The organism is Bacillus cereus group sp. Bc031 (genome assembly GCF_027716265.1).
In the GTDB taxonomy this organism is placed as follows: domain Bacteria; phylum Bacillota; class Bacilli; order Bacillales; family Bacillaceae_G; genus Bacillus_A; species Bacillus_A paranthracis.
The window spans coordinates 25,302-37,531 of record NZ_JAQFUL010000048.1; the positions used below are offsets into that span (position 1 = coordinate 25,302).

The following is a 12,230-nucleotide window of genomic DNA, read 5'->3' on the forward strand; positions in this document are numbered from 1 at the left end:
TTCTTGTTTTAATTTATTTATCGTTCTCTGATGAGCACTATTTATTCAACATTTTCTTGACACAAAAAAGAACCCTAAAACCGTGTCAGGATAGGAATGTATACAATAATGCATAGATAGATCGATAGAACAAAGAAAGGAGGTTCCCTTGTAAGGGGAAGATTCCTCCTTTTCCTTGCTACTGATAATGTTACGTTATATTTATGCGATATTCATAAAATCCGAACTGTTCAATTTGTTAAGATTAAAAAACTATAGTTGAAATTCTTTCTTTATAATTTGAGCTACTTCAGCAGCATTTAGATTCGTATTATTGATCCTTATATAATTTTCCTCTGTAATTTCTCCTTCTCTTGAATTCAATCTAAAACTTTCAAATGTGCTTAATAAGTTCTGTTCAGATTGTTCAATATTTCTTTTCGTTGGCTTATGTTCAAGTCGATTAGGTGTTTTATTTCGTTGAAGTCTTTCTTCTACATCAGCTTCTAGTTCAACAAAATAAATATCAATTCCTTGGGAACGAAAAATATTACATATACTTTCAACATCATCCCAATCTTTCTTTTCATTAAACGCCCATACGTATGTAAAAATCATTCCATAATGTTCACTTTTTGAAAATGATTGAAATATTTCTTTTCGAAAGAGATGTGTTAATCGCCACATTTCCGGAGAGAATCCATACAGCGGCTCCAATAAATCAATTGTCATATGGTTATGAAATAATTTTAAATCAGTCATCTTTGCTAGTTCTTGTCCAACTGTCATTTTCCCAACTGCTTGTGGCCCAAATACCAAAACAAACTTTTTCATCGAATGCCCTCCAAAGAATACTAAGATATCAATTGCAAAACAAGAGATTCTGTAAATGTACCACAAACAAAATATTTTGTATAATCAATATATTTTTCTGTCCTTTGTATTAATAAAAATTATACCAAATATTCACCATTTGATATTCTTGGTATCACTCAAGAATATCAAAATTCACTCCAACACACAGCCTAAAAATTTTTACATGTTAAAATTATCTCCACTCAAACAGGATATATTAAGATATGGTATTATTTAATTAAAAAGGGTAAGAAGATTCAAACATGTGGCTAATCACGGCAAATTGGGTAAGAAAAAATCAAATGAGGCTCAAATTTTATTAGGCAGTTTCATACCGATAGGAATGTTTATTGGCTGTATAATCGGTCTGATTTTCGGCATGTTTTTCCCGGATTATTCACTTCTTGTAGTGAGTTTAGGATCCGGAATCGGCTATTTATTGGGGTTTTTCCCCTATAAAATTTATAGCAGGGCAGAAAACAACTTTTCCTAATCCCCTAAAAATAAACGGGACAGTACATAGTAGTCATCAAAATATGTACTGTCCTTTATTTTTGCATCAACGTTATCACCGTACCTTCCACATCCTATACACCTTTTTGATTGATTTTCCTCTCCTCCCTCTTTTGTATATTCGCTTTTTTGTTTTCATTAGATCTATACCCATAGTAAAATAGAGCGCATGTAATAACTGAGCCTACAATGTATCCTAAAAAACATCCTAACCAAAACATAATATAATCGCCTCCATTCATAATAAATTTTATGTAATATAACTCTTTACATGCTCAATCGTTTATTTCTATCAACTATACACTCTCTAAAGCTATTCATACTATTATTTCTCTTCTTACCTCAAATAACAATTTTATTATTTGTCATAAAGTTAATATTTTTTCCATATTATTACTTTTATCTTCAAGAATAATATACTACATTTGAAATAAGCAGGCTAGTATATCAGCTCTTCTCCCTCTTACCTTTAGTTATGAACAAAAAAATCCCCTCAAAGCATAAGCTTCGAGGGGTGAGCCTGTTTTTTTACTTATATACGTACAGCTGTACCACTTACAGCAACCATTAACATTCCATCACGAACTACTTCGTAATCTACGTCAACACCAACGATAGCGTTCGCACCTTTTTGTTTTGCAAGTTCTTTCATTTCATCCATTGCGATATCACGAGCTTCTTTTAGCTTACTTTCATAAGAACCAGCACGACCACCGACAACATCACGAACAGAAGCGAATAAATCGCGGACAATATTTGCACCCATAATAGCTTCACCATTTACAATATCGATATACTCAATAATTTCTTTACCTTGAATTCCAGACGTTGTTGTTACAATCATGACTGACACTCTCCTAATAAGTTGTAGTTTTAATTACCTTTCTTATGTCTTTATTATGACATGGAACAAGCAACGAATCTATTGAATTACCTTACAGGAATGTGACAGTTTTGTAAGAATACAGCGACTATTTTGTTTAATAAATTGCTTTAACATTAGGATACATAAACGATTCCCTATTTTCTTTCCAGTCGCGTTCTACTTCTTTAAAAGTTGGTCGTCCTAATTCTTCCTTGTTTTCATGTTTACGAAACCATTTCTTCACATACTGATCTCCATTTTTATTTTGCACTGTACAAAGGAAGCTATTACTACTATCCTTTAATATTTTTACAATCACGACAAGACACCCCTTCTCTCTTAAATTTGATCTTTTACTATAAGCCCTTCCTCTCTTATAGTCATACGACTCCTCGGTCGTGCCAAAGTTGTAAGATCAAAAACGATATTTACTTTGTTTACATTTTATTTAAAGAAATCAGAGTTATAAGCATTATGCTTATCAAATATTTTGTAGATTTCTAACTTATCATCTAATTTTGCATCTACTAAAATTAATATATTTCCATCGTAAATGTATTCTTCATATTTCTTAGCGTGTTCTTCTGGAATGCCTAATCCGATAAATGCTCCTATTAAACTGCCAGCTCCTCCGCCAATACCGGCTCCCCCAATTGCTGCTGCGATCGGTCCCGCTGCTACAATTGGGCCCAGTCCAGATACAGCAAGTACACCAAGGCCTGTTAATAAACCTCCGAGTCCGCCTGCTACTCCTCCTGCTACAAGTCCTGTCGCTGAAAAGATATCTCCTTTATGTGCAGTTTCATGATTCACTTTCTCACCTGATTTTTCTTCCAGATGTTCAATTTCCTTTTGATCTTTCGCAATAGCTGAAATGTTATCTGCCGAGTATCCTTTTTCCTTTAATTCATTAATAACGAGTGCCGCATCATCAATTGTTGGAAAAACACCTACTATTTTTCTATCCATATTCATAACTATTAACCTCCTAAAATTTTATATAACGTATCTTTATTACTCTTCGTTTTTATATACACTAATTTTTTTATTCACATAACCATTTACGAAAAATGCTAATAATAAAAGGACTACAAGAGAACTACTTAACAAGTAAATGAAATCAAATGTAATATCCGTTATCATTTTATCCATATGTAACAGTCTCCTTTTTATTTAAAGTAAAAGTATATTTTTATAGACTAAAACTTTACAATCCATCTTCGGTCAATCTCTTTATGGTATATGTATACCCTTCTTCCCCCTTTCTAAACGTAAAAAACTATAATTATATTTTTTCTTATTTATATGTTTAACATTTTTTAAAACGGGTACGTTTATATTGTTATGCTTATTATATGGAAAGGAAAATTACGATGAACGCCATTCACTCTACTACTATTCTTTATAATGAAACACCTACAATAACGCAGATTCATCATTTTTATGCTTTAATGACAACATTTCAAACAAATGTATTTATAAGTAAACGAGGAACACTTACTTCTATTAAAAACTTAAGCACATTAGTATCATTTTTCCTTACTATAAAAAAGAGAGAGCTTGTATTATTTATATTTGAAGGAATAGATGCAAAAAGAGCTTTAAGAACACTCTTTCCTTCTTAAAGGTTTTATTATCCCCTATTCCCTCGATTGTTATTTTTCATACATAGTTTTATACTTCAAAATGATTTCCTCTATTCAAAACGAGACCCCCTAATACAATAGGGGGATTTCTAGTTTAGCCCTATGAAAACTGATATAATATATATTACGTTTTTCATTCTTTAAAATAGAAAACTTTTAATAACCTTGAAGGTAGGAATTTTTAATGAACTCGAAAGCAAAATTTAGTATTCGCTACAAAATTATGGCTGGTTATTTAGTTATCATTTTGTTTTTACTTATTTCTTTTATTATGTTAAACAATCAGATTTCCAATTTACAAAAATCTCGTAATTTTATTATTGATCACGATTTTAAAGTTCTCAATTTAACGAATCAAGTGGAGAAAGACTTGCTAACAATAGAAAATAAAGCGAAAGGCTTTATTACTTCTAATAACGCGAACTATTTGCAATCTCTTAACTCTGCCGAAAGAGATTATGAAAAACATTACCATAATCTTTTTTCTTTATTAGAAGATAATCCATCTCAGCAAGAAAAATTAAAAGAGATTAATGGAAACATTACTAATTGGATGAATAAAGAGATTCACCCGTTAATTGCAAATCATAATAGTAATAAAATACAAGAAATCGACACTACCGAAATCCAATCATTACAATCACAACTAACTGACTTCCGGAGCACTGAGGAACAATTAACGAAAAAAAGAGCTGCACAATTAGATACTAAAAATAATAAATTAGAGCTTTGGTTATACAGTTTATTGTTTTTACTATCTTGTGTTTCTATTATCGTTTCACTTTATATTTCCAATTCCATTACAAAAACGATTAAAAATGTAATTCAAGCTATTAAATCCATTTCTTCTAAAGAAAAAATTACGGAAAGAATTCATGTAAATACACATGATGAAATAAAAGATCTTGCTCATACAACGAACCATCTGCTAGACGAAATATCGAAAAGAGAGTGGTTACAAACGGAGATTGCAGAATTAATTTTAATGTATCAAGGTGTATCTTCTATTGAGATGTTAGGTAACAAAATTTTGAGTGGAATTATACAAAAAACGCAAACTTCTTGCGGTGCGTTTTATGTACGTGAAGAAGTTGAAGAAACTGTCTACTTTGTGAAAAAAGCTTCTTTCGCCGATCAAGGTGTTGATATTGGAAAACAATCTATTAAAATGGGTGAAGGCTTCATTGGACAGTCTGCTTTAGAAAAGAAAAGTTTTATTCTTAGGGACATACCTGAAGAGTTTCGTTACGTTACTACTGGATTATTAGAAATACGCCCTAAAAATTTACTAGTCATCCCTGTCTTATTTGAGGATGAAGTGATTGCAGTAATGGAATTAGTAAGTGTAACTGACATTTCAGATTTACATCAAGATTTAATTCACCAAACTGTTGATAATCTAGGTTTAACAATCCACAGCATTATGGGACGTATGCGAATTCAAACTCTTTTACATGAATCACAAGCAATGACAGAAGAGTTACAAGTTCAATCAGAAGAATTGCAAACGCAAGCGGAAGAACTACAAATGCAAGCCGAGGAATTAAGAACAACGAACGAACAGTTAGAGTCTAGAACGGAAGAGGCCGAGCAAAAGACAGCTGACTTACAAGTGACTAAATTAGAATTAGAAGAAAAAGCAAGCGAGTTGTTACGTAGCTCAAAATACAAATCAGAATTCCTAGCAAATATGTCACATGAATTACGCACACCGTTAAATAGTATTTTACTATTATCTGAAATGTTAAAAGAAAATCATGATAATCATTTATCCGATGATGAAATTGAATTGGCAACCGTCATTCATTCATCAGGGAAGGATTTACTTACTTTAATTAATGACATACTAGATTTATCTAAAGTAGAAGCCGGAAAACTAGATGTTATTTTTGAAGCAACGAACATAAGTGATATGGCAGCAAGTATGCAGCAAAACTTCTTACATATCGCTGCACAAAAAAATGTAGAATTTACTGTTGAAGACAGTGACACCATTCCTGATCTGTTTTATACAGATGCAAAACGGATTGAACAAATTATTAAAAACTTATTATCCAATGCATTTAAATTCACGGAAAAAGGATCCGTCTCTTTACATTTCGATTCAATAGAAACAAGCAACTTGAGTCATGATATGCAGTCTATAAGTAAAGACTGGATATCAATTTCAGTAAAAGATACTGGTATTGGTATCGCTAAAGAACAGCATCAACTTATTTTCGAAGCCTTTCAACAGGCAGATGGCGCAACGATTCGGAAGTATGGTGGTACAGGATTAGGTTTATCTATTTGTAAAGAGTTTGCTAGACTATTAGGTGGTTGGATTACGTTAGAAAGTAATGTAGGAGAAGGCAGTATTTTCACCGTATATATTCCTAACCTTCCAAACGGATTAACTGATATACAAGTATCCAATTTAGAAGTCGCAGCAACGGTAGATGAAGTTATTCCTGCTGAAGTTGTCGAGGAAACTATCGTGATTCCAGAAACAAATAACGTCTTCCAAGAGAAAACTATTTTAATTGTCGATGATGATCATCGAAATATATTTGCATTACAAAATGCATTAAAAAAACAACATGCCAATATCATTACTGCACAAAACGGCCTAGAGTGTTTAGAAATACTAAAAAACAATACAAATATCGACCTTATTTTAATGGATATTATGATGCCAAATATGGACGGTTATGAAACGATGGAACATATCCGAATGAATTTAGGGTTACATGAAATACCTATTATCGCATTAACTGCTAAAGCAATGCCAAATGATAAGGAAAAATGTTTATCTGCTGGCGCTTCAGATTATATAAGTAAACCATTAAATTTACATCAACTCTATTCGGTAATGAGTGTATGGTTAATAAAATAAGTGAGGTTTCGTTTCAGTGGAAAATAAGTATTATAATTTTGATCCATCAGTAGATATGGATAAGCGTACGAACTTAGAAATTGACTTACTATTAGAAGCGGTATTTAAACTATCAGGATTTGATTTTCGCCAATACGCTCGCACATCTATTTATAGGCGGATTTGTAATCGAATGCAGATTTCTAATATCCCTACCATTTCAAAGTTAATTGAAAAAGTAATTCATGAGGAAGGGGTTTTAGAACAGTTATTAAATGATTTCTCGATCAATGTAACTGAGATGTTCCGTAACCCTATCTTTTTTAAGGCACTAAGAGAGCATGTCATTCCTGAATTAAGAAAGCATTCTGAAATTAGAATTTGGCATGCTGGATGCGCAACTGGTGAAGAAGTATTATCCATGGCCATCTTACTTCACGAAGAAGGATTGAGTGAAAAAGCTGTTATTTACGCAACAGATATGAATACAGACGTGTTAGAAAAGGCAAAACAGGGAATCCTTCCATTAAATAAAATGCAAACTTATACGAAAAATTATTTACAAGCTGGCGGTACACAAGCATTTTCTAACTATTATTCAACGGATAGTCGCTTTGCTTATTTTAATCCTTCACTGTTACAAAACATTATTTTTGCACAACATAATTTAGTAACCGATCAATCTTTTAACGAATTTCATATTATCCTTTGCCGTAACGTTTTAATTTACTTTACAAGTAAACTTCAAAACCAAGTACAGCAACTATTTTATGAAAGTTTAAGTCACAATGGATTCCTATGTTTAGGAAATAAAGAAACTCTTCGTTTCTCGGATATCATGCCGCATTATACGCAATTTAATCCACACGAACAAATCTATCAAAAAATACAATAAAAGCGTATGAAATCCTCTATTTGGATTTCATACGCTTTTTATTTCGCATTCGCTTGTATCATGATAAGACACATATCATCTGATTGTGCTTCCTTCTGTTCTTCCTTGTAAAACCCTTCTATCTCTTCTTCTAACTCTCCCCATTTTCTTTCTGTAAAAGTACGTAATTTCCCTTCAGCCTCAAATTCATCATTTGCTATTGCTTCAAGTACACCATCTGTAAACAATACGATTTGAGCGTTCTTCTCAAAAGGTATAACTGTCTTTTCAACTTTTATTTCATCAAAAAATCCTACCGCACAACTCCCGCGATTTAGTTCCACTACATTTGTTTCATCAACTAAAACATATCCAGAAGGATGTCCTGCATTTACATATTCAATCGTTCTCTTTTCTGTATCCACTACTAAGTATATCGCTGTAAAATAATATGGAATATTGTCATTCTCATTATGTAAAAGAGTCATATATTTATTTAAGTCTTTAATGACAAGTTCTGGATCGATTAAACATTTAATCGTTTCACGTAATACAGACGAAATGAACATGCAAACTAAGGAAGCGGATACACCATGTCCCATCACATCTAATAATATAATACCGTAGCGGTTTTCATCGATTTTATACCAGTAATACATATCTCCAGCTAGTTTAAATGAAGGTAAGTAACTTGCTTCAATTTTTATATGCTCTTCCCTTAATGGACTACTTAATAAGTTTCTTTGTACTTGCGTAGCTAAATCTAGTTCATTCCGAAGATTTTCTTCCTGTTCTTTATGCCAATTTAATTCCGATTTCAAGCGTAATGCTACACGCATACGCGCTAACAATTCAACTTTATTTATCGGTTTTGTAATATAATCCATTGCCCCCATATCAAGAGCTTCAGCTAATTTATTCGCATCTTCTAAAGCTGTTACAAAAATAATAGGAATATCTTTAAACTTCTCCTCTTTTTGTAATCGCCTACAAACTTCAAGTCCATCAATTTCAGGCATCATAATATCTAATAGTATTAAATCTATTTCATTATGCCTGGAAGAATCTTTTCCAAAATGGATGTATTCGAAAAGCTCTTGTGCAGAATTCAGCGATACAAGATCCTGATATCCGGCTTGTTTTAAAATCTTCTTAATTACAAAGATGTTAACCGGATTATCATCGACAATTAAAATGGACACAAGTGATTTCCCCTTTTCTTATATAAAATGTAAATCGATTATCATTTTCTATTTTTCTAGTATTACATACTCAGTTATAAAATGAAAATTTCCTACTCAAACATATTTTTTATATAGCAAAAGAACAAACCCCCAGAAATGAGAGTTTGTTCTTTCACTCTATAAGTTTCCACTTTTAATTTAACACCATTGCTTTATCATTTAAAAGACGATCCAATTCTTCCATATGATTTGTTTCATCTGCGATCATATCTTCTAACTTTACAACTAACTCTGTCATATTTAATTTCGCTGCTTGTTCTTTTCTCTTTTCATAACGCTTAATTGTTTCATATTCTGACTTTCTAGCTTCTTCTAACATTTCTCTAACGTCTTCTACTTGTTTCACTGGTAAAGGGATCGTAGTAGGTGTACCACCTAACGTCTTAATTTTCTCCGCTAAATATAGGGCATGTCCTTGTTCATCACTAATTTCAGATTCAAAGAAAGGTTTTAACACTTGTCTATATATACCAGAAACTGTTGCTGCATTATGGTTATACATAATAATTGCTGAGTATTCTCCTGCTAAATCTTCATTCAATCCTTCGATTAGTTCTTTCACATCGTGTGACATTTTTATATCTCCTCCTATACTTAATACGTACCCCTTTTCTCATGTTTTAAACATCATTATTTTAAATTTTTTATGTATCTAAAAATGCGGCTTGCTTCAATTTACTTATCGCTTGTCTTTTAATACGAGAAACGTGCATTTGTGAAATACCTAACCGTTCCCCTGTATCCTTTTGATTTAAATTTTCTTCAAATATATAATGAATAACACTCTTTTCCGTTTCATTTAATACGTTAAAAATATCCTTTAAAACGAGACGCCTTTCTGTCTCTTCATATCCTTGCTCTACTTCACCTACAGATTCAATTCTCGCTACCGAACTTCCATCAGATGCATTTTCAACTACATCATCTAAGGAAGATACTCGATAATTATTTTTCGCATCCATAATCTCTAGCACTTCCTCTTCGGATAGTCCTAAATGATCCGCAATCTCTATAATCTTCGGTGAACGCTGCAAATGATCTGTTAGCTCCTCTATCGCAAGTTTAATTTTTCCGCCTAAATCTTTAATTCGCCTTGGAACGTGAATGCCCCAAGTTTTATCACGTAAATACTTCTTTATTTCGCCTACTATTGTAGGTATTGCAAAAGGCTCAAAAGCATTCCCTATCGAATAATCATACCTTCTTATTGCGCCTAAGAGCCCTAACATGCCTACTTGTATAATATCCTCATGCATCGGCCCGCCTTTTGAATAGCGATATGCAATAGAATAGACAAGATTTTTATAATGATCAACTAACCTTTCCTGTGCTTCATCACATTGGTTTTGTTGAAATTCTGCAATTAGTTTCATAACGTCTTCTTTAGTAAGAGTTGTAGGTTGAGATTGGATTTCCATCATTCTCCACCTGCTCTCTTTGTATATATTTTGTCATTAAAACTGTCATGCCCTCATCATGCATGATTTGTATATCATCCATTAACGTATTAATTAAATATAAACCTAAACCATTTTCCGGCAAATGTTCTACTGGTTTACTAATATCATACGGACCAACTTTACTTCTTAAGTTGTTAAAATCAAAGCTAACCCCATTATCCGCAACCATAATTTCTAATCGATCTTCATATAGCCCAAAGACAATTGCAATTTCTCCAACGTCTTCTTTATATGCATGTTGTACAATATTTGTACATGCTTCACTAATAGCAATTTTCATATCTTCTATATCGTCATAAGCAAAGCCCATTCGATTTGCAACACCAGCCATTGTTAAACGAATAATAGCCACATATTCTGCCTTTGCAGGAATTTTCATTTCTATCTTTTCAAATCTCTCCATCATCCCTAGTCACCTTCTTTCTACTTTTTCAAAATCGGAATTCAAATTTAATATTTCTGTTAACCCTGTAATATCAAATAATCTTTTTAACCTTTTAGATACACCAATAAACTCTAGTTTTCCATCATTTTTCTTAACTGCTTTTAATAGCGCTATAAACACGCCTAATCCTGTACTATCCATATACTCTACCTCAGTAAAATCTACGACAATATGAACCTCTTTTTCGCCTGCAATAGGCATCATCTTATTTTTCAAATCTGATGCCGTATATGCATCAATTTCACCATTAAGCTGTACCGTATAACCTACATCATTTTGCAAAATATTTATTCCCAAATTCATCATTTCCGCCCCCTTATCTCAAACTACTACTATGTTAATTACCCATAAAAATTAGTTTTAAACATATTTTTTTATTTTTATTATAAATAAATTTTCCACACCTTTCTCGGCTTAACACGTAAAAAATACTACCAAATGTTTAAACCTTATAAATTTGTGTATATATAATCTATAAACATTATTTTTAGGGGGATCTATCTATGGAAGAGCACAACTTTAAAAAGGGAGATTTTGTTCAATTTTCTTATCGACACGATCATGCTACAAAATTAGTTGGTTCCATTATTAATATACTAACGAATACAATTGTAGTTGATATAGGTAATAACGAGGACTTATCTCATATAGAACCATGGCAGGTCGTAAGAATAAACGCTTGTAAAAAAGTAACGATGGCTTAATACATAAATAGAAAGTGTAATTTCAATGAGCGGGGGCCTTCATCCCCCGCTCATTCCTATGCAGATTACATAAAAAAGCATCCAAATTATTTGAATTGGATGCTTTTTTATGTATATTTATCATTCTATTTACTTTATAACTATATATAATAAACTTAAGATTACTATTCATTATCATACTTACGCTTTCCGTAGCATTCTAGAGAAGAATGTAACGATTAAAATAAAGACAATTGCACCTAATAACGCTGGAAGAATAAAGATGCCTCCCCATTCAGGACCCCAATGACCAAATAACGCACTACCTACCCAAGATCCGATTAATCCGGCAATCACATTACCAACTATACCTAAAGGAAAGTCCTTTCCCGTAACCATTCCAGCTAACGCACCAATAAGTCCACCTACAATACACGTAATAATAAGTCCCACAATTAACCCTCCTATATTCGTTTTATATTGTATTTATCAAGCTTTGGTATGTAACCAAAGCTTGATAAACATGTATTATTCTTTATTATCCAACCCATCACTTATCTTTTGTTTAACTTTTCCGACTTTTTCTTTTATCGTTCCCTTCGTCTTGTCCCACTTTCCTTCATTTTTCAACTTTCTATCTTCTGTAACTTCACCAATTCCTTCTTTTACTTGTCCCTTTGTCTTTTCCACTTTACCAGTAATTTGTTCTTTTAGTCCGCTCTCACTCATATTTCCCATCTCCTCGTATGATTAAGTTAGGTTTTTAGGGACGGGATGTACCTATAAACCCAAGGGTATCTATTTTTATGAGA

16 protein-coding genes and 1 pseudogene are annotated in these 12,230 nt (G+C 32.4%); 5 read left to right on the forward strand and 12 right to left on the reverse strand.

Features of this window, described 5'->3' with window-relative positions; translation table 11 throughout:
* Positions 1 to 252: 252 nt before the first annotated feature.
* Positions 253 to 813: an AAA family ATPase gene (locus tag PDQ33_RS18060; RefSeq protein WP_095842637.1), complete on the reverse strand. Its 561-nt coding sequence runs from the start codon at positions 811 to 813 to the stop codon at positions 253 to 255.
* A 289-nt stretch (positions 814 to 1,102) separates the two neighbouring features.
* On the opposite strand from PDQ33_RS18060, the pseudogene PDQ33_RS18065 reads away from it, so the two are divergent.
* Positions 1,103 to 1,327 (forward strand): annotated as a pseudogene (locus PDQ33_RS18065) (hypothetical protein); the annotation flags it as partial.
* Positions 1,328 to 1,879: 552 nt separating this feature from the next.
* Here PDQ33_RS18065 and PDQ33_RS18070 read toward each other — a convergent pair.
* The 4 genes from PDQ33_RS18070 to PDQ33_RS18085 form a co-directional block, all read right to left on the reverse strand.
* Positions 1,880 to 2,191, reverse strand: a complete 312-nt coding sequence (locus PDQ33_RS18070) for a YbjQ family protein (protein WP_000637511.1) — start codon at positions 2,189 to 2,191, stop codon at positions 1,880 to 1,882.
* Between the two features lie 136 nt (positions 2,192 to 2,327).
* Complete coding sequence (locus PDQ33_RS18075) at positions 2,328 to 2,531, reverse strand: DUF4028 family protein (protein ID WP_073530639.1); 204 nt, start codon at positions 2,529 to 2,531, stop codon at positions 2,328 to 2,330.
* Between the two features lie 125 nt (positions 2,532 to 2,656).
* A complete protein-coding gene (locus PDQ33_RS18080; RefSeq protein ID WP_071741434.1) occupies positions 2,657 to 3,187 on the reverse strand; it encodes a general stress protein in 531 nt (176 codons plus the stop codon).
* 39 nt (positions 3,188 to 3,226) lie between these two features.
* Entirely contained in the window at positions 3,227 to 3,364 is a 138-nt protein-coding gene (locus PDQ33_RS18085; protein WP_000359816.1) for a hypothetical protein, read from the reverse strand.
* Positions 3,365 to 3,585: 221 nt separating this feature from the next.
* On the opposite strand from PDQ33_RS18085, the gene PDQ33_RS18090 reads away from it, so the two are divergent.
* The 3 genes from PDQ33_RS18090 to PDQ33_RS18100 all read left to right on the forward strand — a co-directional run bounded on the left by PDQ33_RS18090 (position 3,586) and on the right by PDQ33_RS18100 (position 7,607).
* Complete coding sequence (locus PDQ33_RS18090; protein WP_000991341.1) at positions 3,586 to 3,837, forward strand: hypothetical protein; 252 nt, start codon at positions 3,586 to 3,588, stop codon at positions 3,835 to 3,837.
* 205 nt (positions 3,838 to 4,042) lie between these two features.
* The gene (locus PDQ33_RS18095) at positions 4,043 to 6,733 is read left to right on the forward strand and encodes a response regulator (RefSeq protein WP_270756393.1); all 2,691 of its coding nucleotides are present in this window, start codon (positions 4,043 to 4,045) and stop codon (positions 6,731 to 6,733) included.
* 16 nt (positions 6,734 to 6,749) lie between these two features.
* A complete protein-coding gene (locus PDQ33_RS18100; protein WP_270393714.1) occupies positions 6,750 to 7,607 on the forward strand; it encodes a CheR family methyltransferase in 858 nt (285 codons plus the stop codon).
* A 38-nt stretch (positions 7,608 to 7,645) separates the two neighbouring features.
* Here the strand turns inward: PDQ33_RS18100 and PDQ33_RS18105 are convergent, their stop codons facing one another.
* The 5 genes from PDQ33_RS18105 to rsbV all read right to left on the reverse strand — a co-directional run bounded on the left by PDQ33_RS18105 (position 7,646) and on the right by rsbV (position 11,041).
* Positions 7,646 to 8,788, reverse strand: coding sequence for a fused response regulator/phosphatase (locus PDQ33_RS18105; protein ID WP_076868740.1), 1,143 nt, complete (start codon positions 8,786 to 8,788; stop codon positions 7,646 to 7,648).
* A gap of 175 nt (positions 8,789 to 8,963) precedes the next feature.
* Positions 8,964 to 9,404, reverse strand: a complete 441-nt coding sequence (locus tag PDQ33_RS18110) for a ferritin-like domain-containing protein (RefSeq protein WP_000017747.1) — start codon at positions 9,402 to 9,404, stop codon at positions 8,964 to 8,966.
* 70 nt (positions 9,405 to 9,474) lie between these two features.
* Positions 9,475 to 10,251 carry an RNA polymerase sigma factor SigB gene (sigB, locus tag PDQ33_RS18115; RefSeq protein WP_033670914.1) on the reverse strand — a complete coding sequence of 259 codons (777 nt, stop codon included), beginning with the start codon at positions 10,249 to 10,251 and terminating at the stop codon, positions 9,475 to 9,477.
* Entirely contained in the window at positions 10,214 to 10,696 is a 483-nt protein-coding gene (gene rsbW, locus PDQ33_RS18120; RefSeq protein WP_000970575.1) for an anti-sigma B factor RsbW, read from the reverse strand. The genes sigB and rsbW overlap by 38 nt, the downstream gene beginning before the upstream one ends.
* Positions 10,697 to 10,702: 6 nt before the next feature.
* Positions 10,703 to 11,041 (reverse strand): anti sigma b factor antagonist RsbV, encoded by a 339-nt coding sequence (gene rsbV / locus PDQ33_RS18125; RefSeq protein WP_061131460.1) that lies wholly within the window; start codon positions 11,039 to 11,041, stop codon positions 10,703 to 10,705.
* Positions 11,042 to 11,238: 197 nt separating this feature from the next.
* Here rsbV and PDQ33_RS18130 point away from each other — a divergent pair, with 197 nt between their 5' ends.
* A complete protein-coding gene (locus PDQ33_RS18130) occupies positions 11,239 to 11,439 on the forward strand; it encodes a methyltransferase (RefSeq protein WP_270756397.1) in 201 nt (66 codons plus the stop codon).
* A gap of 180 nt (positions 11,440 to 11,619) precedes the next feature.
* Here PDQ33_RS18130 and PDQ33_RS18135 read toward each other — a convergent pair whose 3' ends face one another.
* Positions 11,620 to 11,871 carry a GlsB/YeaQ/YmgE family stress response membrane protein gene (locus PDQ33_RS18135; RefSeq protein ID WP_270393709.1) on the reverse strand — a complete coding sequence of 84 codons (252 nt, stop codon included), beginning with the start codon at positions 11,869 to 11,871 and terminating at the stop codon, positions 11,620 to 11,622.
* Between the two features lie 75 nt (positions 11,872 to 11,946).
* Positions 11,947 to 12,147: a CsbD family protein gene (locus PDQ33_RS18140; protein ID WP_000004269.1), complete on the reverse strand. Its 201-nt coding sequence runs from the start codon at positions 12,145 to 12,147 to the stop codon at positions 11,947 to 11,949.
* Between the last annotated feature and the right edge of the window lie 83 nt (positions 12,148 to 12,230).